At 46.9% G+C, this 21495-nt stretch carries 16 protein-coding genes, 1 other RNA gene and 4 pseudogenes; 7 read left to right on the top strand and 14 right to left on the bottom strand.

Features of this window, described 5'->3' with window-relative positions; all coding sequences use genetic code 11:
* Positions 1-600 precede the first annotated feature (600 nt).
* The 6 genes and pseudogenes from DXE27_RS09750 to dnaX form a co-directional block, all read right to left on the bottom strand.
* Positions 601-1299, bottom strand: coding sequence for a carbohydrate porin (locus tag DXE27_RS09750; RefSeq protein WP_231969709.1), 699 nt, complete (start codon positions 1297-1299; stop codon positions 601-603).
* Positions 1299-1967 (bottom strand): hypothetical protein, encoded by a 669-nt coding sequence (locus tag DXE27_RS09745; RefSeq protein WP_231969708.1) that lies wholly within the window; start codon positions 1965-1967, stop codon positions 1299-1301. The genes DXE27_RS09750 and DXE27_RS09745 overlap by 1 nt, the downstream gene beginning before the upstream one ends.
* Before the next feature lie 280 nt (positions 1968-2247).
* The gene (locus tag DXE27_RS06615) at positions 2248-2724 is read right to left on the bottom strand and encodes a hypothetical protein (RefSeq protein ID WP_128113369.1); all 477 of its coding nucleotides are present in this window, start codon (positions 2722-2724) and stop codon (positions 2248-2250) included.
* Positions 2725-2844: 120 nt separating this feature from the next.
* Positions 2845-3460: pseudogene (recR, locus tag DXE27_RS06610) on the bottom strand (recombination mediator RecR).
* A gap of 21 nt (positions 3461-3481) precedes the next feature.
* Positions 3482-3805 (bottom strand): YbaB/EbfC family nucleoid-associated protein, encoded by a 324-nt coding sequence (locus DXE27_RS06605; RefSeq protein ID WP_072582156.1) that lies wholly within the window; start codon positions 3803-3805, stop codon positions 3482-3484.
* Positions 3806-3857: 52 nt separating this feature from the next.
* Complete coding sequence (gene dnaX, locus DXE27_RS06600; protein ID WP_128113368.1) at positions 3858-5516, bottom strand: DNA polymerase III subunit gamma/tau; 1659 nt, start codon at positions 5514-5516, stop codon at positions 3858-3860.
* 32 nt (positions 5517-5548) lie between these two features.
* On the opposite strand from dnaX, the gene ffs reads away from it, so the two are divergent.
* Positions 5549-5647, top strand: an RNA gene (ffs, locus tag DXE27_RS06595) — signal recognition particle sRNA small type.
* A gap of 282 nt (positions 5648-5929) precedes the next feature.
* A complete protein-coding gene (locus DXE27_RS06590) occupies positions 5930-6589 on the top strand; it encodes a putative quorum-sensing-regulated virulence factor (RefSeq protein ID WP_128113367.1) in 660 nt (219 codons plus the stop codon).
* Between the two features lie 69 nt (positions 6590-6658).
* On the opposite strand, the gene DXE27_RS08960 is transcribed toward DXE27_RS06590, so the two are convergent.
* From DXE27_RS08960 to DXE27_RS06565, 8 genes and pseudogenes are all read right to left on the bottom strand, one after another.
* Positions 6659-6802 carry a hypothetical protein gene (locus DXE27_RS08960; RefSeq protein ID WP_172457121.1) on the bottom strand — a complete coding sequence of 48 codons (144 nt, stop codon included), beginning with the start codon at positions 6800-6802 and terminating at the stop codon, positions 6659-6661.
* A 62-nt stretch (positions 6803-6864) separates the two neighbouring features.
* On the bottom strand, positions 6865-6930 hold the full coding sequence (locus tag DXE27_RS10460) for a DUF4113 domain-containing protein (protein ID WP_231969870.1): 66 nt from the start codon (positions 6928-6930) through the stop codon (positions 6865-6867).
* A gap of 109 nt (positions 6931-7039) precedes the next feature.
* Positions 7040-8140: pseudogene (locus tag DXE27_RS10455) on the bottom strand (Y-family DNA polymerase); the annotation flags it as partial.
* A 1-nt stretch (position 8141) separates the two neighbouring features.
* Positions 8142-8396 (bottom strand): LexA family protein, encoded by a 255-nt coding sequence (locus DXE27_RS10085; RefSeq protein ID WP_269459807.1) that lies wholly within the window; start codon positions 8394-8396, stop codon positions 8142-8144.
* On the bottom strand, positions 8278-8643 hold the full coding sequence (locus DXE27_RS10080) for a LexA family protein (protein WP_269459806.1): 366 nt from the start codon (positions 8641-8643) through the stop codon (positions 8278-8280). The genes DXE27_RS10085 and DXE27_RS10080 overlap by 119 nt, the downstream gene beginning before the upstream one ends.
* Before the next feature lie 262 nt (positions 8644-8905).
* A pseudogene (locus DXE27_RS06575) lies at positions 8906-9408 on the bottom strand (DUF1993 domain-containing protein).
* Positions 9409-9468: 60 nt separating this feature from the next.
* Positions 9469-12978 (bottom strand): UvrD-helicase domain-containing protein, encoded by a 3510-nt coding sequence (locus DXE27_RS06570; RefSeq protein ID WP_231969707.1) that lies wholly within the window; start codon positions 12976-12978, stop codon positions 9469-9471.
* Positions 12957-15947 (bottom strand): PD-(D/E)XK nuclease family protein, encoded by a 2991-nt coding sequence (locus DXE27_RS06565; protein WP_128113365.1) that lies wholly within the window; start codon positions 15945-15947, stop codon positions 12957-12959. Before DXE27_RS06565 ends, DXE27_RS06570 begins: the two co-directional genes overlap by 22 nt.
* Positions 15948-16060: 113 nt before the next feature.
* On the opposite strand from DXE27_RS06565, the gene trxA reads away from it, so the two are divergent.
* The 5 genes and pseudogenes from trxA to DXE27_RS06540 all read left to right on the top strand — a co-directional run bounded on the left by trxA (position 16061) and on the right by DXE27_RS06540 (position 21489).
* Entirely contained in the window at positions 16061-16387 is a 327-nt protein-coding gene (gene trxA, locus DXE27_RS06560; RefSeq protein ID WP_068321063.1) for a thioredoxin TrxA, read from the top strand.
* A gap of 281 nt (positions 16388-16668) precedes the next feature.
* Complete coding sequence (rho, locus tag DXE27_RS06555) at positions 16669-17931, top strand: transcription termination factor Rho (RefSeq protein ID WP_128113364.1); 1263 nt, start codon at positions 16669-16671, stop codon at positions 17929-17931.
* Between the two features lie 192 nt (positions 17932-18123).
* Positions 18124-18423 (top strand): type B 50S ribosomal protein L31, encoded by a 300-nt coding sequence (locus DXE27_RS06550; protein ID WP_128113363.1) that lies wholly within the window; start codon positions 18124-18126, stop codon positions 18421-18423.
* Between the two features lie 94 nt (positions 18424-18517).
* Positions 18518-20236, top strand: coding sequence for an ArnT family glycosyltransferase (locus DXE27_RS06545; RefSeq protein ID WP_128113362.1), 1719 nt, complete (start codon positions 18518-18520; stop codon positions 20234-20236).
* Between the two features lie 3 nt (positions 20237-20239).
* A pseudogene (locus DXE27_RS06540) lies at positions 20240-21489 on the top strand (MATE family efflux transporter).
* The last annotated feature ends 6 nt before the right edge of the window (positions 21490-21495 follow it).

Here is a 21495-nt window from a genome sequence, read left to right as displayed (position 1 = left end):
GTGCATTAATTTGAGGAACAGTCGCCTTTGCGGACAAATATGATTCACGCAATGAAGAAAGCTGCGGGTTATTAATCTTGAGCTCATTCCATAGCTGCCGCAAATCCATTTCCGCCGGCCCTGATGAAATAGGCTTGGTATAAATCTTTGGGGTATTTGCTTTTGTTACGGGAGCAAACAACTCCGTTGCTTTGGATTTCGGATCTTGTGCGCCAAGCTGCGCACCAATAGACGGTGGTGCAGCTAAAGAAGTATCACCGGATTGAATCGTCACACTTCCAGGAGTGCCATCGACAGTAGATTGGGCGGATATAGAAATAGAAAAAGTGGGCACACAAACAACAAAAGCGGCCATGGCAAATGGAGTCATGCTTTTGAGCGAATAAAGAACGCTGGTTTTGTGTTTGCCGAGAATCAACAAATGCGGCTGCCTCTAAATCAATATAAATGCTGTTTTTATAGCCCCTAATGCGGATTTAGAACCTATCTGCACCCAATTTAGGGGATTTTAGGGGTTATAGGGGACAAAAGTCAAATAATTAGAAATCCCTATCTCATTGATTCTAAAGATAATAATTATCACTAAAGTCGGCAAAACCCTTAAAACTCGGCATGAATCCTAAAAGAAAGGATATTTACCGGGCCACGGGCCGCGTTGTAGGCTGGATTATTGATGTGCTGAAAGTTCAAACCAGCCAGGACATTCTTAATCACGGTGGCGTTGTAATACACCTCACCAATTCGCTCTGGACGATATGAGATCGATTGACCTGGGCCAGCATAGTCGCCAATAAAGTAAGACACGCCACCCGTCTGCAGATAGTTCTTACGATAGCTTGATAAGCCATTTTGCATCATGGAAATGCCGATCGTATCTTTGGGTCGACTCCAGCTTGTGCCATTGAGACTCATACCTATCGACATAGAATTATCTGCCTCAGTAAAGGGCATTGTTTCTGTATGGCCATCAGATGTAAAGGCGCGGCCATAGATGCCAAGATCCTTAGTTAAAGCTTGCTCACCGTTAATTCCAATACCGGTTTTGTATTGATAGTTACTGCGAACATTATTAATCGCTTGTGTACCTTGCGCATTATTAGTCACCCCATAATTTGTCGCATCCTGAAAGCGAGCTAAGATCATTCTGTTGCGATATGCCAGTACACTGACCTTACCAGGCAAGTCGCCAATCTGATGTTGGCGCTCAACCTCAAATTGATCGCCATAAGCATTGAAGATTTGCCAATTCAAATCGCGACCATTGGGATTCTTGGGCGCAAGCATCCGGGACGCTCTCATCACCCAATTGCTGAGGCACCACTCACCCGCCAAGCCCGTGCTGTAGCCGCGTAGTCATAGGCCAGGTAGGTCATATTGCCCCAGTTCATAAACTGTATGCGCGGATCTTTGGCATAACGACTGTCGTCAAATATATCTAATGTAGAAAACTGTCCGGCGGTGAATACCACACGATTACTGCTAACAGTTTGGGTAATCTGGTTTGCCTCGTTCTCAAGAAGGACTTTGTTGCCCTCTTGATTAAATGTTTGACGCAAAAAAGCGCGTGCAGAATAAAACTTGGCTTGCGCACCATTCGCTTTGGTTGCCTCACCATTTGAGAAGCCACCTAAACCCGATAAATCAGAGAATGGCACGCCAGATACTACTTCTGGGTTGAAATAAATATCTGTATTTTGAGCTAAGCGCGCACCAAAAAATAAAGTTCCTGACCAGGTATAGCTCATCGACTTTTGCGATGACATGCTATTTTCGCCAGAATAACTAGAGGTGAAATTGTTGTAACGCTGATTGATGTAGGTCGTTTGACCGTGCACGTTTACTGGCAAACCAAAGAACTCACCCTCAGTTGGGAAATTATCGATAGGTGCGGCAAAACTTGCAATTTGGTCCGAGCCTGATCCCGCCTTCTGCGCGAACGCAGTTGCGCCAAAAATGGTGCATATCATGCTCAACAGGAGAAGTAGATAAATCTTGCGGGTCATTCACAATTTCTAATTGGGATGCCCGTGCTATGCATTAGCAACATGCCGCGAAGGGGAAAACTAGGCAAACACAGCTTGAGATTGAAGCCCAAGGGTGGTGCAGGCCAAATTATCCCCAAAAAGAGGCAATTTACCTAGTCTTTATGTCGTGGCAATGACAGATTGGTGGCAAATGGGCGACAAAACCCAAAATGCTAGGCGTAGACGCCTGGTTAATTCTTTGGCTTAGCAGTCCAGCGATAGATCACTTCGAGTGTCTGGCCATTATTGATTGGCTTAGAGCTTGAGAGGACCATGCCGCCATCTGCATCTCTCCAGTCGGTATTTTTATCCAATAGCTGGGCCAATTTAATTTGGTTGAGTCATCTAACACCTTAGAGCTCTCTGAGCTGGCATTGATATCTTTACCGCTTTTATCTAAAAACACTTCTCTATCTGAGGCGACTAGATTTTGCATATCAGTCACGCCACTTTTCTGTTGCTGACTTGCATGCTCAAGATTAATCGAGATGATGCTAGCTGAGAGTGAACCCGTGAGCATTTTCTTGTCGATGAAGTTTTTGAGCTGTACCTTAGAAATTTTCTCAGATCGTTTTTGAGCACTCTCCGTTGCTGATAGATCTGCGCCAAATATCGGTGTGTAAACAATAGACTCAACACTCGTTAATTTGCCATCGAGTGTATAAGCAAGGCGTATACCATCACGATCAAAGTTTGACACTGCCACCCTTTGCGCATTCACACCCAAGTTAGTCGTAGGATTTGAGCGGCACAAAGCAAAGCAATAGTAGATTTTTTCATGATGAACCTAAGGTAAGTTTTAAAACAAATAAGGGTAAGATCAACGGCGATCCATCAAGGCTCTTGCCAATGTGCCGGCATCGACATACTCAAGCTCTCCACCCACGGGAATACCGCGAGCAATGCGAGTTACCTTGATGCCCTTGGCTTTGAGGACCTCGCCAATGTAATGGGCTGTAGCCTCACCTTCACTGGTGAAATTCGTTGCCAATACTACTTCGCGAATGGGAACACCAGTATCAGGAGTCTCTATACGAGCAAGTAATCGATCAAAGCCTATCTCATTAGGGCCCATGCCATCGAGTGGTGACAGGCGCCCCATCAATACAAAATAATTGCCTTTAAAGCTTAAGGTCTGCTCCACCATCACTTGATCGGCAGGTGTTTCCACAATACACAGGAGCGATGGATCGCGGCGATCGTCAGAGCAAGTGCTGCAGATCTGCGTTTCTGAAAATGTATTACAACGAGCGCAATGTCCAACAGTTTCAACTGCTTCACCTAATGACTGAGCAAGTATCGCTGCGCCATTGCGATCGTGCTGCAAAAGGTAGAAGGCCATGCGTTGAGCGGATTTAGGACCCAACTCCAGGAAGCACGCGTAATGCCTCAATCAATCGACCGAGTGCATCTTGAGGTGCTTCTATGCGCGCCATTAAATATTTGCTGTCGATTAATTAAAAAGGAAGCTTAAAACCAGGAGGCATTGGCATGCCAGCAGTTGCGCCAGACATCATCTGTGCGCTTGCTGCCTCTACCTGCTTAAATGCTTCTGTGTAGGCAGTCACGATGAGGTCTTCCAGCATCTCACGATCATCCATTGCACCAGGGTCAATCTGTACACGCTTGAGCTCGTATTTACCAGAGATAGTTACTTTTACTAAGCCACCAGCTGCTTGGCCAGTCACTTCCAACGCTGCCAGTTCGGCTTGCGCGGTTTTCATCTTCTCTTGCATCTGCTGAGCCTGTTTCATGAGGCCAGCAAGTCCACCTTTCATCATCGCTTTATTTCCTTAGTGCTTATGTATTGATATTTAAATTAAAGAAGCTGCATTAAAGGGGTTTTACAGAGCCACCAACTACTTTGGCACCAAACTCTTTTTCTAATTGCTGAATAAAAGGATCGGCTGCGATCATTTGCTCAGCATTCATTCTTTTCTCTTGATGGATCTGGGCATCAACCTTAGCAACGGTCTTGCCTTCAACTTCACCTTTTTCAATCACGATCTTTACTGGCTTGTCAAAGTGTGCGGTAAGCGCATCAGCAAGACGAGCAACGGATGCTTCAGATGCCAACCGCGGCATCGGAGTCACAATCGTTGCGCGTACGCCTGCCGCTGCATCATTCCAATCCTGCAGCTCCGTCTGAAACGCTAATTGCTGAACCAAACCTTTTACTGGCAACTGACGCATCAATGCATGCCAATCGGGGCGATCAGCTGAATTTGCTACGGCAGCTGGCGCTGATGGCGCTTGAGCGACCGCTGCTGGAGTGGATGCTCTTGCAGCTGGTGCTGCGGATTTAGCTGCGGGTGCTGTTGACGTTGCTGCTGGGCGAGCAGTATTTACTGGCGGGGCCGAGGGTGCTGGAGATGAACCACCTCCTCCACTACTACCCGGGCGAAACGCCAGCATACGCAAGAGCGTCATAGCAAAGCCGGTTTGCTCATCTGGAGCAAGCGATAAGTCTGGGCGGCTTGTAATCGTAATTTGATAGAAGAGCTGCGCCTCTTCTTTTGTGAGCAGACCGGCTAAGCGACGAATCTCGCCTGCTTCTGGCCAATCATCCAATACAGACTCCGGAACAACTTGCGCTGCTGCAATTTTTTGCAAGAGGCTTGAGAGATCTTGCAATGCTAATGAGAAAGACATGCTGCGCTCTCCCATTTCATTCGCGACTGCGAGTAAGCTTGCGCCATCTTTAGCAATTAAGCAATCAAGAATGCGAATGAGATAAGCATCGTCCAATGTGCCGAGCATGCCGCGCACAGACTCTTCAGTCACCTTGCCAGCAGCGTAAGCAATAGCTTGGTCTGTGAGTGATAAGGCATCACGCATAGAGCCTTGAGCAGCCTTAGCTAAGACGCGCAATGCGTTGACTTCGTATTCAACCTTTTCTGAGGCGAGTACTTTCTCCAAATGCTCAACAATGAGTGGCACTGGCATTTGCTTGAGATTGAACTGCAAGCAACGAGACAAAATAGTTACTGGGATCTTTTGCGGATCGGTAGTGGCTAAAATAAATTTGACGTGCTCTGGAGGCTCCTCCAAAGTTTTAAGCATGGCATTAAAGGCATGATTGGTGAGCATGTGCACTTCGTCAATCATGTAGACCTTGTAACGACCATTGCTTGGTGCGTAAGCTGCTTTTTCTAAAAGGGCGGCAATATCATCAACGCCACGATTACTTGCAGCATCCATCTCGATATAGTCAACAAAGCGACCTGCATCGATTTCCATACAAGCCGGGCATTTGCCACAAGGCTCTGAAGTCATCTTGCCGGAACCATCCACTCCCGTGCAATTGAGTGCCTTAGCCATAATTCGGGCAATCGTCGTCTTACCTACCCCACGGGTGCCTGTAAAGAGCCATGCGTGATGCAAACGACCCTGGTCTAGGGCATGAGTTAGAGCCTTAACCACATGGTCTTGGCCGACTAATTCAGAGAAGGTTTTGGGGCGCCACGAACGGGCTAATGCCAATGCTGTCATGTCTTACATTCTAACAAGCTAAAATGGAATTGGATGGGCCTCCCCGCATGGTGGGTTGGATAACCTGGTCAGGTCGGGAGCGAAGCAGCCAAACCTAATCTCTGCCAGTGCCGGGGGTTTGGCTCATCCACCCCTCCCCAACGATTTAAAGGATCTTCAAAATCCTAAAAATCCCCATCAATTGTCCAAATAATTAGCAAAACTAGGACGGTTCGTGCGTCTAGGGAAATTCGAAATAATTACAATTGCTTATGAGAACACTCAATAGAAACTCGCAAAGCCAGCCCTCCTTGGCATAGAAAAATTGAGCGTAGAGCTTTGAAGTCTTCGTGAATAGAGGGCTCAGATGATTTAGGTGTAAGCCAACAGATAGTCAGGGCACAATATATCCACACAACATCAATAAAGTCCTTATGCCCCAAGCCATTATTTTCGACGTAGAAGCAACCGATAAGAACGATGCCGTCATTATTGAAGCCGCCTCGGTTGATGTCACCTCTCTCAATCCATTTGAAGTGGGCAATCCCTGGGTGCAGCGATACAACCCAGGTAAGCCAATCAGTTTAGGCGCCCTTGCTACGCATCACATCATGGATGAAGAGTTGGTTAACTGCCCTGCAAGCAGCTCTTTTAGATTGCCGACTGGTACTAAATACTTAATTGGTCACAACATTGATTTTGATTGGGTTGCGATTGGCAAGCCCGATGTCAAACGTATTTGCACCCTTGCTCTTGCGCGCAGCCTTTGGCCGGATCTCGATAGCCACACCCAAAGCGCCCTACTCTATTTCTTTGAGCGCGATACCGCTAGAGAACAATTGCGCAATGCTCATAGCGCCCTAACTGACGTTTGGATTTGCTCAAAGATTGTTGGACATATTATCGATAAGTTGCATCCAGTTTCTTTAGATGCCCTCTGGGAGATGTCTGAGAAAGCCAGGGTTCCGAAGATTATGCCTTTTGGCAAACACAAAGGTGAACTCATCAGCCAAGTTCCAAGCGACTACAAGCAGTGGATGTTACGCCAAGATAATGTTTCTGAATACTTGCGCAAAGCCCTAGAGGCCAAGTAAATCAGCCTTTACTAGGGAATAAGGAATCCGTGATTTCCTTATTCCCCTTCCAGGCCTGCTGCTTATTCTTTACTGATACTTGCAACTAAACACTTGCTGATTAGTGCTTTCATTGCGCTTAGTATTTTTTAATACCGCGCAGTAAGACAGGATCATGATCACTGCCAATGAAATACCGTTGAAGTTATTCATCAAATTGGTTATTGCGTCCATTTACTTCTCCTTTATGCGTTGTTACGTCTTATTTACTTATTAATATTTGCTACTGAATTTCTTTATCTCGCCACTGGCAATTCATCCCAGCGAGTTGTGTAGTTCGGTGACCGATTGCTTGATCGCAGCTGCCGATCTGATCACCGCATTACCAAAACGTGTATTAATCTGATCTACTGTCTTCATCAGGTGCGCAGACTTACCCTTTGTCTCAATATCCTCAAATAAGGATTGCTGTGCAGTGGGTTTGTCGCCAATCAGATTGAGGATGACGCCCGCTTTCTTGTAACGAAAGCTCGCTTGATAAATTTGCTTGAGGCCCGCTAGCGCTGCGTTTGTTAATGTCAACGTGTTATCCGTTGGGTCTGCCAGCGGAATCGTGACGCTTTGATGATGTTGTGGCTCGTTTTGTTTAAACGGATTGGTCTGAATAAATACCGTGAACGCGCCCGTAGCGCTGTTTTGTACTCTGAGTTTTTCTGCTGCACGGGCTACATGGGTAGCAACCGACTGCGCAAGCTCAGCTTGGCTAGTTACAGGTTTACCAAAGCTACATGAGGCAATGCTTTGCTGTTTAGCTGGTGCCACTTCCTCCAACTGCAAACAAGATGTGCCGCGTAACTCATAACAAAGGCGCTCCATCACCACACCAAACTGCTGACGCATTGCTTGCGGTGAGGCTTGCAAGAGATCAAATACGCTCTGAATATTTTGGGCTTTGAGTTTCTTGGCGATTTGTTTACCCACACCCCAAACCTCACCCACCTCAGTCTCACTCATCCACTGATAGAGCTCTTCTTCTGGCATTGCATTCACATCGCATACGCCGGCAAACTGCTGATGCTTTTTAGCTAAGTGATTGGCTAACTTGGCCAAAGTCTTGCTAGAGCCAATACCCACACAAACTGGTAAGCCAGTAGTGTCTTTGACCTGTTCTTTGATCTTCTGACCCAACTCAATGGTGTCTTGATATTACTTGAGGACAGTCTCAATTTGCAAGAAGCTCTCATCAATGCTGTAGACCTCTAAATTTGGTGTAAAGCCTCTAAGCACCTGCACTACCCGGCTACTCATATCGCCATATAGGGTGTAGTTAGATGACTGGGCTTGAATACCATGCTTCTTAGCCAGCTCTTGCATCTGAAACCAAGGTGTGCCCATCTTCACGCCAAGCACTTTAACTTCAGCACTACGCGCTACAGCACAGCCATCGTTATTAGAAAGCACCACCATCGGTACATCTTCTAACTTAGGCTGGAATACACGCTCGCAAGAAACGTAGAAGTTATTCACATCTACGAGTGCGAAGAGTGGGGTTGAAGTGTTTTGTGCATTCATCTCACTTGCCCTCTTTGTTATATCTAGTGCTGGCGTTGCTGTACTTGCGCACCACTCCAACAACCACACCCCAGATTTGCAACTCACTGCCTTCATTAAAGGTGATGGGTTGATAGTTTGGGTTTTCTGGTTGCAGCTCAACACGACCACGCAGCTGATAAAGGCGCTTGATGGTGTACTCCGCCGTTAACGACTGCCACAACGATGTCTTTGTGTTTTGGTTTGAGCGCCTTATCAACAACAACCTTGTCGCCATCGCAAATGCCTGCGCCCAGCATGGAATCCCCCTTCACGGTGAACATGAGGGTGGCTGGCTTGTTCTGAACGAGGTAATGATTCAAATTCAGGCCATCCTCAGCGTAATCTGCCGCTGGACTAGGGAATCCAGCTGAAATACGATGGCTTAGAAGCTTGAGCTCATAGGCGGCAAAATGCCCCGCCAAGGCTTGTGGTGCCTGGGTAAGGGTTACTTTTGCGGAGTTCATTACTTGCGTCATAGTCATTAATATACTGTATGTTTATACAGTATATGTAAAAACTGCAAAAACAGGGTTATTTTTGTTGTTTTAGGGCTATTTGCTCAAAATTTAGGCAACAAAAATACCACCCGTAGGTGGCTTTTCAGGGCTGTTTTGCTCTTAGCAAAACGCAAAGGCAAGGATCGCTGGATCGTCTACAAAAGCATTTGAGAGATAAATGCTGGCGCGATACAGCCAAGGCTGCGCAATGTCGACAAGCTTAGTAAAGTGATCCATAGCCTCTAGTTTAACCGCCCAGGTAATCCGTCTTCCCGATCTCTACCCCGTTGTGACGCAGGATGTCATAAGCCGTAGTCACATGGAAATAGAAATTAGGAATGATCCAAGTCAGCAAATACTGCTCGCCGACAAACTCAAAATTCCACTCTTTAATTGAGAACTTAATTTCTTTTGCCTCAGTGCCATCTACTTGCGCTGGCTTGAGACTATTAGCAAAAGCAATGGTTTTAGCAATGCGGTCTTGCAATTGCACAAAAGTAGTTTCGTTATCTTCAAATTTAGGTATCTCAACACCAGCCAAACGTGCCATGCCATTTTTGACTTGATCACAAGCAATTTGGATTTGTTTAGGCAGCGGAAACATATCTGGAGCAAGCCGCCGCTTCATCCATGCCGCTTCATCCATGCCCTTAGCGCGTGCAAACTCCTCTCTTTTTTAAGAATATTGGAGAGATTAGTGAGCATCTTCGTAAATTGGGGAATAGAAGCCTGGTACATTGAAATTGCCATGGGAGTTCCTGGAGAGTGAAGTAATAAGTAAGGCGAAGCTACCAAACCGCTTGGTTCAGTTTAATGGATCTCTTGAATCTTGCCTTGTGCAGAAATCAAGTAAGCCTTGTTTGGTTTGTCATTTCTGATTCGGGCAAGTTCAGTCTGATAGCCCTGTAACTGCTTGCGATACCTCTCATACTTCTCGCTGCCCACCTCTGGAATCGCGAGTTTGTAATCGATGATGGCCAAATGATCATCAAACTCCACCAAGCGATCCATGCGATAGCTCTTGCCGTCTTCACTCGCAATATCCAGCTCATTCCAAGCTTGCAGCCACTCGCCCGATGTCAGATAGCGTTTGAGCTCTGGCGTCTCTAGCACCGCCTTAATACGAGCAATCAAAGTGCTTGCATGCTCTTGATCGACACCCAGCCAGTTTATGAGCTCTTGCTCGCTGGGCATGGGTGGCTTTGCTTTATTACTAGAGTCTGAGGTCAAGAACTCAAGTAACTTATGAAAGTTCGTGCCCTCTTCCAGAATTTCTGGGTCAGGCGCTTCTTCAGTCTGCATGACTTGCGCTATGGCGCCACCCTCAATATCCAGCAGCTGCTGTTGATGACTGAGTTTTGACGGATCCCAGGAAACGCAGAAGTCTTCAATACTAAAAGCATCTGATGCGCTTTCTTTTGAAGGGCTTAATGACTTAGCCCTATCAATGGGGCCTTCTGGTGCGAGCTCAATAGTGGGAAGTTTTCCAAACTGAACTCTTGCGTACCAGGATTTTGAATCTAACCCCGCTGGATTATTGCTAGTAGGCTCTTTTGCTACACCACTAATCCACAGCCCTTGTTTAGCGCGAGTCATCGCAACATACAGCAAGTTCCAATTTTCATTTTGACTAATCACCTCTTCATCTTCTCGAATTTTGCTACGCGGAGAAGTGAGGCCGGATTTGGTATACATCGATAAATGCGATGGACCTCTATCATTAGGTGGCCACTCCAACAAAACACCAGAATGATCGGCAGCGCCAACCGTATGATTAGCGTCCAAAATAATCACAAAAGGCGACTCTAAGCCTTTAGCCCCATGGATTGTCATAATGCGTACGCGCCGATGCTTGTCGTCTTCCGACATCTCGCTGTCTACATCCACTTCGGCAAGCTCTACCCCAGACTCCGCCTCCGCATCTCCTTCGTCCGGCGTTTCATCGTCATCACCTCGACGCATTAAATTGATTTCATCGATAAAGCGACTCAAACTCGGATAGCGACCGCCATCTTGATTTAAAGACAGCTCCAAGAAAGCATCTAAGTTCGCAACGATCTGTGCACGAGCCAAAGGCTGGGCGCTCATTGCATACTGAAAACGTAAATTACTTTCTTGGTAGATTTGATCTAACAAGTCATGTACTGGCAAACGCTCAGCCAATCTGCGCCAATGTTCCAAAAAGCGAGCAGCCTTTTGAACTGAGGCATCTTGACTATCTTGTACGACATCCCACCAAGAGCGGTATTGCTGCTGATTGGCCTTGGCAACACTAAGACTCTGCATTTGCTGATCAGTAAAAGCAAACATAGGACTTCTTAATACCTGCGCCAAAGGCAGATCATGGCGTGGCGATAGCAATACCGTGAGTAATGCAATCAAGTCGTCGATCTCAAGAGTGTTGAGTAGTCCGCCAAGCCTGGAACTGTCATAGGCCAGATCAACTTCACGCAAAGCCCTCTCAATTTGTGGCAAATATTTACGACGTTTCACCAATAACAAGAAATCGCTCTCTCTGGCTGCTCGCCAAACCATGCGTCCATCTTTCTCATCGATCACTTGACGTGTTGCCATCACCTCACGAATCAAGCGGCTAACTTCCTGACCCTCTAGATAGCGCTGAGTAACCGAAACTGTTTGATTGACATCTGTAATAGGAGCGTCAAAAGCATTGCCCACTCGTGGCTCTAGCTCTTCTTTGATATAAGGAATGAGCGGCAGTAGTGCAGCCTCACCCTCTTTTGGTAAAGCATCTGGTAAGGGCTTCCACAAAGTGTCCTGCTCATTAAACTCATAAGTAGGCGGCAATTGCGAACGGTCAAAAGTAGCATTTACTGCCGCGTTAATGCAGGGCGCATTGCGACGCGTTGTATCTTGGTCTAGCGCTACCGCGCCCATCTCGGACTTTAGAAATTCTTTAGCACTTGCAAATAAACGTGGGTCTGCCCTACGGAAACGATAAATGGATTGTTTGGGGTCTCCCACAATAAAGACGCTGGGCTTACTTTTATCTTCGCCATAACCCTCAAACCAGGAGCGCAAAATTTGCCACTGCAATGGGTTTGTATCCTGAAACTCATCAATCAAGATATGTTGATACCTAGCATCTAAGCGAGCTTGTAAATAGGCTGCGTTAGCCGAATCAGCCATCAACTTACTCACGCCGATTTCTAAATCGTCAAAATCTCGTACGCGCATTGCTTCTTTGGTCGCAGCAGCATGATCCATCATGCGCTCACTCATGGCAAACCAAGCTTGATTCAATTCGTAAACTTCTTTTTCAGCCTGCCAATTCAAGAAATCAACAAAGGCTTGCGCCCAAGCCTGCTTATAGGCAATGTGATCTGACTCGAGATTGCTTAAACCTTCATTCTTAAGATAGGTCTTCATCGCACCAAGGGCTTTATTGTTATTAGAGCGAGACTGGCCATCGGCATTTAAAAAAACGAGCTGTAGAGCGGAAGCCACTTCCATCACATCACCGCCGCGCTGCATACACTCCAAAGCAGACACCAAACGTGGCGTGAACTCACTTTCTTGCGTGCTGCTATGTGCAAAACAGCGCACCAGAAACTCAAGATCCGCTCTTGCATTAGGTGCATTCCACATGTGCAATAAGGGATTTTCCAAATTGAGTCTAGGCAAGAATTGCTTGAGATGCTCAATTGGAGTGATTCCCTTTGCTTTGCATGATTGAGCAAAGAAAGTCCAGGCGCCGCGCTGCTTCATTAAGCCGTAGCTACCCATTAAGAACTTTTCGGTATTGCTTGCACCGAGTTGCTTTAGAAGAACGTCATAGTGCGCTTTGAGATCTGCAGGAAGATCGCCCCACCAATCATCCAAACATTCATCCAGCAATCTCTTGCCATCCTCGCGCAAACTAAAGCCGGGCTGCACCTCAGCTGAGATGGGGGCTGCATTTAGCAAACGACCAAACCAACCGTGAAAGGTGTCGATCACAATGGCTTGAGGACTCGCCAAGACTTTAAGGTAAAGCGCTCTAGCCTGCGGCAATAGTTTGACGGCTTCTGAATTTGTAAGCCCCCTCTTTTCTAATTCGCCTACGAGAGTTTCATCATCGGCGGTGGAGAACTCCTGTAGCAAGCCATAGAGACGATCGCGCATCTCTTGCGCTGCTTTGCGAGTAAACGTTAATGCAAGGATTTCATGTGGTTTAGCTCCTGCAAGCAAAAGACGAATCATGCGCGCAACCAATAGCCATGTTTTGCCACTACCAGCGCAGGCAAAAACAATGACTGACTTATGAGGATCGCAGGCTATGGCGTTATCAAACTTTTTCACCACATCCCCTTTCTGCAAATACCTCTTGCCTCGCAGTATTGGCACACACCATCGGGCGCAAACGCGCTCAACTCTTTACCGGACCATAGTTTTTGTATGTCCTCAGTCATTTGCTGGTTCATCTGCGGCATTAATGCTGAAACGTCCTCTACTTCCAGCGATCTTTGGAGCTTCTTATCTCTCTTGATATCTACTTTGAGAGAAACCCACTGCGCCCGATTCACCTGGCGGCCTTGCAGATGGGCGCTAATTGGACTCTCGTTAGCAGCTCTAGCGTAGATGAGCAACTGCGGGTCATCCAATAGGTGTTCGGCACGCTTTTTAATCTTCGTCATCGACTGATTTTTGTAGTCAATCACTTCTGCTTGATCGTTGGCATGGGCATTGATATCAAAACGATCTGCTCGTCCCTCGATCCGAATCACCCGGCCCTCACCATCAGGCCCCACAAAATGCAAATCAAATCCCACTTTTTGCTCGGCATTTTGATAATGCCATCCATCCGCTTCTCGTTGGAGTTGCCAATCCACAAAACTCGGAATTTGTTTTTGCCAATCTCTCAAAGTACCAAGCACCCTGCCGTCACCCTCAATCATGCGCTTAAATTCTTTTTCAGAAATGGTGGACAGTTGTTGCTCCATCCACACGCGACGAGCTTGCGTATTGTGAATAATTGGTGAATCTGATTTAAGTTCTTCAGTCTTTAGTGCCTGATAAAAGTTACGCAACAAAGCATGTAAAGATTGCCCCGCCAAAGAGGCGTCAAAGCCATCTTCAAATTCTTTTGCCTCCCTCAACCCCAATAAACTGCGCACATAATATTTATATGGACAGTCTCTCAGCGCTTTATAGGCGCTAGGACTCATTGAGGGCGGCAATGGCAAGTCTTTGGCCAAAGTGGTCACCGACTGCTGTAATGGCTTAGCCTTACCTACAGATAACTCAGGCCTAAAAACTTCCGCCTTCCATTGTGGCAATTCAGCCTGAAGCCGCTGAATCCAGGCTGATGGCCTGAGTGGCTCTCCACTTTTGCTTTTGCTCTGCCACAGCAAATCTACATTGGGGCAAGAAATTAATAGTTGCGATAAATCACGCGCCTGCTGAATATATTGCGCAGTCATCGTTGATGATTTAAGTAAACGATTTAGTGCATCCGAGAAAAATAATGGCGGCTCAGAAAAAGCAGGCAATTGCTGCTCATCACAACCCACCACTACTACCGCATCAAAACTTCTTAAACGGGCGGAACTCAAAGGCAGGATGCTCAAATTTGCTTGCGCCTCTGTACCAGCCTCTTCATAAGAAGCCTCTTCTAAGATTGACTTAATCAGACTAATCCACTCGGATAAGCGCATTGCAGTGCTGTGGTAATCAGTAGCTCGTAAATCAAAAGTGTTCATTACTTCGAGCAATTGTTTGCCAGCAGCATCTCTTTCCAGGGCCTGAGCCATGCCAGTATCTTGCAAGTTCTTTTGAAGTAGTGCGTAAGCATTGGCGCAATTAAGATTGATCTCTTGCCAGGCATGGTGTCGCCCCCTGACAAACTGCAGTAGCCTTAATAAAGCCTCGTTCGGAGTGCCTTCATGATTGGCGGCATATGCATTAGCCCGCTCAATAGCCATATAAAAAGTTTCCCAGCCAGACTTTGCCTGACTAGCAATCAATATATCTTCAAGCTGGGCCACTAGACCAACACAGGCCTGCGGTGACTTTTCAATACATGTGGGAATATCGATATAGGGGTTTTGCAAGAACTCCAATAAAGCGCTCGCAGTTGGCCCCTCCTTTGGAGCTCGAATTAACTCCAACCAACTATTGAACGCTGCTGCTGCCCGAGTGGTATCCAACTTCCAGCCGGTTTCATCACAAATATTCAGTGCTGGCCCTAAACGCGCCAATAATGCTCGCGCCCGTCTTGCAGCCAAACGATCCTGTGCAACTAGTGCAATATTTTTCTTGCCGGCAATGAGGTGCGCCTCAATCGATTTGGTTGCAGCCCATGCTAATTCCTCAAAACGCCTTGCGGATATTAAATGCCAATCTTTATAAGAAGCTCCTTTGATATTGACATGTAGTTGCTGCTCTTGCTCGACGTTTAACTCTATTAAGTCGCCAGAGGAACTTTCCCCCGCAAGCGCTTCGGACCATAAGGCAACAGACCGCCAATTTAATGCAACCTCTACAACAGGCGCGTATTGAGCGTAATCGTTTAAGTACTTACCCATTACCTCGCGGTCAATTGGCCTAGGGTCTGCCGTTTGAACCCAAAGCAACGGTCTTGCTCGACTCTGAGAGGCTGCCGCTAATTCCAAGTGCGCTGCCATAGCAAATTGCTTGCGAAAGACTGCGTCGCCTGCGCCACTCAAATAGCGCCAGAAAGTGAGTAAGACTTCCGATTCTTGATCAACTACTTTTCGCGAGAGATCCGGGTACGCTTGTGCGATTGTTTTCTCCAAGATCCCTTCTAATTTCTTGGTCCACAATTCTGAATCCAGTGCACCACTCTCAATGAAAAGATTTAACTGATCATGCAATTGCGGAATGATGGCCTCGGACAAAATATCGCAAGCATCAATAACAGATTTAGCAAGCCCCCATGCGCCTGAATCGCCCTCCGCTTTAAACCAAGTTTTGAGCTTGGGATGTTTGCGAAGATTGATATAGACCGATAACCATCGCTCAATATCGCTTTGCTTCTTGGGGAATTTCCATGCGCCTGGCGCAGCTTCTAGCCAATCCGTGAAGCTAATAACTTGAGGCAAGAAGGCAATATTGCTTGGCAGCTCTTTTGGTCGGTTTTGCTCCAAAGCCGCCCTCACCCCAATGAGTGGTCCAGCAGTACTAAGCACCACTAGAGGGCGTTGATTGGTTTGCACTGCACAATCCCAGATGCCTTTTGCCAATTGGGCGAGCGCTTGGCTATTAGGCGTTATTGCCCAGGCTTGTGGCTGCTTTTGGTCAGAAATGATAGGGAAAGGCTGAGGCATTAATCAAGTAATTTATCTGTTTTGAGCAGAACATTCCGCTTATTGCTAATATAAGTGCTGCTGTAACGCCATAATTAAATAACTCGCTAAATAAGTCTAAATAAGGAATTTTCATGAGTGCCGGCATTAAATATGTAACTGACGCCTCTTTCGAACAAGACGTCCTCAAGTCCGATAAACCTGTTCTGCTCGACTTCTGGGCTGAGTGGTGCGGTCCTTGCAAAATGATTGGTCCGATCTTGGAAGAGCTCGCTGGCGAGTATGGCGACAAGCTACAGATCGCAAAAATGAACGTGGATGAGAACCAAGGCGTTCCTGCCCAATTCAATATTCGCGGCATTCCAACCTTAATCCTCTTCAAAAACGGCACCGTGGCTGCTCAAAAAGTAGGCGCTTTGGCCAAATCCCAGTTGACCGCCTTTATTGATAGTCACCTATAAATAGTCTCAGACCACAGGTTCATCAGCTGAGGCCTGTGGTTTTTACCGCTTTACCGTGCTTGTCAGACCCGTTTTTTAGTGTAGTATTGCATTTAACAGCAGTTCAGCGCTCTTAGAAATTCATCAAAGACAGCGCCAATTCCCAGCAATTTACCTCCCCCTTCTTTTAGCAAACATCCAAAATTCTGTTTTCCATACCTGCGTGATTTGAATCAGCGCAGCGATACCTCAAAACAAATTTCCCTAATTCATTCTTATCTTTACCAACACCCGAGAACCACATGCAATTAACTGAACTCAAAGCCCTCCACGTATCCGCTCTGCTCGAAATGGCGGCTAGCTTGGAGATTGAAAATACTCAACGGATGCGCAAACAAGAATTGATGTTTGCTATTCTGAAAAAACGTGCAAAGGCTGGTGAAACCGTTTTCGGCGACGGCACTTTGGAAATATTGCCTGACGGCTTTGGTTTCTTGCGCTCTCCTGAAGCCTCTTACATGGCTTCTCCTGATGACATCTATATTTCTCCTGCGCAGATCCGCCGCTTTAATCTGCACACCGGTGATAGCGTTGAAGGTGAAGTGCGCACCCCTAAAGATGGTGAGCGTTACTTTGCATTGGTAAAAGTAGACAAGATCAACGGTTTGGCTCCAGAAGCCCTCAAGAACCGCATCATGTTCGAAAACTTAACGCCTTTACACCCTAACCGTGTAATTAGCTTAGAGCGTGATATCAAGGCCGAAGAGAACCTTACCGGCCGAATCATCGACATGATCTCCCCTATTGGTTATGGCCAACGCGGTTTGATCGTTGCCTCACCAAAATCCGGCAAGACCGTGATGATGCAGCACATTGCCCATGCAATCTCTGCAAACAATCCTGACGCCATCCTCATCGTGTTGCTCGTTGACGAGCGCCCTGAAGAAGTTACCGAGATGCAACGCTCCGTTCGCGGTGAAGTGGTTGCCTCTACTTTTGATGAGCCAGCTGTACGTCACGTTCAAGTTGCCGAGATGGTGATTGAAAAGGCAAAACGTTTAGTGGAGATGGGCAAAGATGTGATCATCTTGCTTGACTCGATCACGCGTCTTGCTCGTGCATACAACACAGTTGTCCCCTCATCAGGCAAGGTTCTCTCTGGTGGTGTTGATGCAAATGCCTTGCAACGCCCTAAGCGCTTCTTCGGCGCAGCTCGTAATATTGAAGAAGGTGGTTCACTCACCATCATCGCTACCGCTCTGATTGAAACTGGTAGCCGTATGGATGACCTCATCTATGAGGAATTCAAAGGCACCGGCAATATGGAGGTTCATCTTGAGCGTCGTTTGGCTGAGCGTCGCGTTTACCCATCGATTAACCTCAACAAGTCCGGCACACGCCGTGAGGAATTGTTGGTTAAAGCTGAAAACCTCCAGAAGATCTGGGTATTGCGTAAATTGCTGGCGGATATGGACGATATTGAGGCGATGAACTTCATTGTTGATAAGCTCAAATCCACCAAAAATAATGGTGAATTCTTCGACCTAATGCGTCGCGGAGGCTAACTTAAATGCCCCTAGGGACTATTTGAAGGCAAAAAGGGGCTGTTTAGCCCCTTTTACACACCTAAACAGCGCTTTGTTGTTGATTTCATGGCATAATTTCGCCTTTGTGCAGCACCATTAACTTGCTTTTAAAACCTGGGAAAGTATTTAAGTCAATTTGGCTCAAACGGCTACCCGCTCATAGGACTCAACATGAAACCTGGCATTCACCCCGAATATCGTGAAATCGTCTTCGTAGACGTTTCTAATAACTTCAGCTTCAAGACTCGCTCCACAATGTCTACTAAAGAGACAATCAAGTGGGAAGATGGCAATGAATATCCATTAGCCAAGATCGAGACTTCATCTGAATCACACCCTTTCTACACTGGTACCCAGAAAATTATGGATACCGCTGGTCGTGTTGAGAAATTCCGTCAGAAATTCGGTAGCAAAGCTGTTGCTAAAGCTACTGGTGATGGCGCTGCTAAAACAGCTAAGAAGAAGGCTTAAACCACTTCTATTCGCGGGGCGGGGTATGTTAAATACCTGCTCTGCGAGATAATCAAGGCAGCGTTTGCTGCCTTTTTTATTTTTAATTCCATGCATGGTCAAACTTACCGCTGCCGCTACTAAATCAATTCCGCGCATCATTATTTTTGCGCTGACTTTGATCTATGGTCTTGCCGGCCTCTTCTTCCGTGATCCTTGGAAGAATGAAGATGCGATTGGATTTGGCGGTATGTGGACATTATTTCGCGGCAATTCGCTTGACTGGGTCGTTCCACATTTAGCGGGCCGCGACATCTCTTTAGGCACTCCACTGCCTTATTGGATTGGCGCCACACTCATTGAATGGTTTGGCCCCTTCATTGGCGCTGCAAACGCTGCCCGCCTATATTCCGCCACCTGCTTTTTCTCTGCAGCACTAGCAATCTGGTACGCAACCTATTTGTTAGGCCGCCGTCGCGAAGTACAACCCATGGCACTCGCAGTTGGTGGACAGCCCGACATGAAGAGTTATGGCATGACACTAGCAGATGGTGCATTACTCATCTTCCTGGCTTGTGTAGGTCTTGCTCAGCGCGCGCATGAAACTACGCCAATGATGGCGCAATTGATGGGGATCAGTATTGTGTTGTACGGCACAGTGCGCGGTTTGGATAAGCCATGGCAAGGGGGTTTGTGGACCGGCCTAGGCATTGCAATCGTCGCTCTTTCGAGCAATCTCACGCTCAGCCTAATCATTGTTACCTCAACCATCATTGCAGTGATCGCTAGCAATGCCAAACTACGCTTTCGCCGGACACTTACCAGCACCGTTCTCGGTTTAATTGGCTTTGCGATTTGGCCAATCATTTGGTATCTCACCGACCTTCCCGTTCACTGGCGTCACATTGCACAAGAAGGTTGGCGCAATATGCCCGAAATGCGCGCAACCCCTTCGATTGAATCTCTGGGCTTCCTAAGCGTCAACTTTTGGGCTTATGCATGGCCTGTCTGGCCCTTGGCAATCATCTCCTTGGCCCACTGGGGCCGCACTAAAGCATCTGGTGCTTGGCGAACTCCCCACCTTTGCATTCCCCTGAGCTTATTTATTGGCAGCTTGATCTATGTTTTGTTCCGCAGCGAAGCTAACGAACATGATTTGTTAATCTTGATTCCGAGCCTTTCCATTATTGCCGCCTTTAGCTTGCCCGTTCTAAAGCGTAGTGTCATTAGCTTCATCGACTGGTTTGCGATGTTCAGCTTCACGCTGATTGCTCTGGCTATTTGGATTATTTGGCTAGCAAAAGTCACTGGTTTCCCAGAAACGACTGCCGCCAATATTGCACGTCTTCTTCCGGGATTCGAGAGTCAATTTAATCTCTTGGCTTTTGTAGTGGCACTTGCTATTACTGGCATATGGCTATCCGTAATGCGCTGGAGAATTTCTCGCGCCCCGAAAGAAATCTGGCGCTGCCTCATCATCTCTGCGTCTGGCACTACCTTGATGTGGGTTCTGCTAATGACTTTATGGCTTCCTACAATTAATTACGCCAAAACCTATCGCTTAGTATCAGTGCGATTAGCGCAAGTAGTGCCATCTGGTGGCGGCTGCATTGATACAAGCAATCTTGGCTTTGCGCAACTTGCCTCATTTAGCTACTTTACTAAACTTAATTTGCGAGACGATGCTAATTGCCCATGGATGTTGACCCATAGCCAGTCAGAGGCAAAGGCTTACGCAAAACTTAACAATAAAAAGCTCAGCTTGTTGTGGGAAGATCGCCGCGCCGCTGACCGTGACGAACGCTTACGTCTCTACGAAGTTATTCCAGAGTAAATCATGCTGCACTTTAAGTTAACGCGTTTACGCGAGGACATCCCCTCTCTACTGAAATTAGCTGGGCCTTTATTAATTGGTCAGTTAGCTGTCATTGCTTTTGGTGTACTAGATACAGCCATGACAGCGCGCTACTCTGCCGATGACTTGGCAGCCCTTGCGATGGCATCTGCTATTTTTATCAGCATCTACGTAGGCTTAACGGGAGTTGTCTCTGCGCTCGCACCTATTGCCGGACAGCTATTGGTGAAGAGGTTCGGCAGGCAACCTGGCTAGCCTTTGGTTTGACCATTTTGGGTTGCTTTGTTTTACTCAATGCAGATCATCTTCTAGCTATCTCGCAGGTGAATGAAGCAATTGAGGGCAAAGCAAAACTCTATCTCAATATCTTAGCCATTGGATTGCCGGCCAGTATGGCAATGCGCGTATTAATGGCTTTGCATAACGCAGTATCTCGCCCTGCCGTAATTACTGTTGTGCAACTGATTGGTTTAGCCCTCAAACTTCCATTAAATCTACTGTTTATCTACGGCGGATTTGGATTTGCACGATTTAGCCTGCCGGACTGGCATCGCATCTGGACCTTGCTAAAGCTTGGGACGCCCATTGGCTTTAGCTACCTGATTGAAGTGACATCGTTCACCTTTATGTCCTTGTTTATTGCGCGTCTGGGAACTACTGCATTGGCTGGCCATCAAATTGTTGCCAACATGGGTACCGTTATTTATATGGCGCCTTTATCACTCTCGATTGCAACGATGACTTTAGTGTCTCAATCGATTGGCGCCAATAAGCCTGAGCGCGCCGAAGAAATTGGTTGGTCTTCGGTATTTTTTACAACCGCACTCTGCATCACGATTGGCATTGCCGTATGGCTGCTCAGAATGGAGCTTCTAGATTTATACGACCCGCCCGCAGAAGTGAAAGTATTTGCAGTGCCGCTATTTTTATTTATTGCTTTTTATCAAGTCTTTGATGCTCTACAAGTCACAGCGGCATTTATTTTGCGCGCATATCGCATTGCCTTTTGGCCTATGCTGATTTACGCAGGATCACTCTGGGGTGTGGGCTTAGGCGGTGGCTACCTATTAGGCTTTAACGTATTTGGCAATACGCCATTGTTTTTACAAGGTGCTAATGGCTTTTGGACCGGTAACAGCATCAGCCTTGGATTGGCTGCATGCTTGCTGCCCTATCTTTTTAGAAGAACGGCGGAGCGCTATGAGAAGACGCATCCGCCAGTGCAGGTGTAAGCAAGC

Source organism: Polynucleobacter necessarius, from assembly GCF_900096755.1.
In the GTDB taxonomy this organism is placed as follows: Bacteria; Pseudomonadota; Gammaproteobacteria; order Burkholderiales; family Burkholderiaceae; genus Polynucleobacter; species Polynucleobacter necessarius_K.
The sequence above is the reverse complement of the archived record's forward strand: the minus strand, read 5'-3'. Positions and strand labels throughout refer to the sequence as shown.

Excerpts from the sequence above, each read along its gene's own strand:
- DXE27_RS08960 (WP_172457121.1), bottom strand. The coding sequence starts at position 6,802 with ATGGACGCAATAACCAATTTGATGAATAACTTCAACGGTATTTCATTG.
- trxA (WP_068321063.1), top strand. The coding sequence starts at position 16,061 with ATGAGTGCCGGCATTAAATATGTAACTGACGCCTCTTTCGAACAAGAC.
- DXE27_RS06605 (WP_072582156.1), bottom strand. The coding sequence starts at position 3,805 with ATGATGAAAGGTGGACTTGCTGGCCTCATGAAACAGGCTCAGCAGATG.
- DXE27_RS06565 (WP_128113365.1), bottom strand. The coding sequence starts at position 15,947 with ATGCCTCAGCCTTTCCCTATCATTTCTGACCAAAAGCAGCCACAAGCC.
- DXE27_RS09745 (WP_231969708.1), bottom strand. The coding sequence starts at position 1,967 with ATGATATGCACCATTTTTGGCGCAACTGCGTTCGCGCAGAAGGCGGGA.
- DXE27_RS06550 (WP_128113363.1), top strand. The coding sequence starts at position 18,124 with ATGAAACCTGGCATTCACCCCGAATATCGTGAAATCGTCTTCGTAGAC.
- DXE27_RS10085 (WP_269459807.1), bottom strand. The coding sequence starts at position 8,396 with ATGGCGACAAGGTTGTTGTTGATAAGGCGCTCAAACCAAAACACAAAG.
- DXE27_RS10080 (WP_269459806.1), bottom strand. The coding sequence starts at position 8,643 with ATGACTATGACGCAAGTAATGAACTCCGCAAAAGTAACCCTTACCCAG.
- rho (WP_128113364.1), top strand. The coding sequence starts at position 16,669 with ATGCAATTAACTGAACTCAAAGCCCTCCACGTATCCGCTCTGCTCGAA.
- DXE27_RS06590 (WP_128113367.1), top strand. The coding sequence starts at position 5,930 with ATGCCCCAAGCCATTATTTTCGACGTAGAAGCAACCGATAAGAACGAT.
- DXE27_RS09750 (WP_231969709.1), bottom strand. The coding sequence starts at position 1,299 with ATGAGAGCGTCCCGGATGCTTGCGCCCAAGAATCCCAATGGTCGCGAT.
- DXE27_RS06545 (WP_128113362.1), top strand. The coding sequence starts at position 18,518 with ATGGTCAAACTTACCGCTGCCGCTACTAAATCAATTCCGCGCATCATT.
- dnaX (WP_128113368.1), bottom strand. The coding sequence starts at position 5,516 with ATGACAGCATTGGCATTAGCCCGTTCGTGGCGCCCCAAAACCTTCTCT.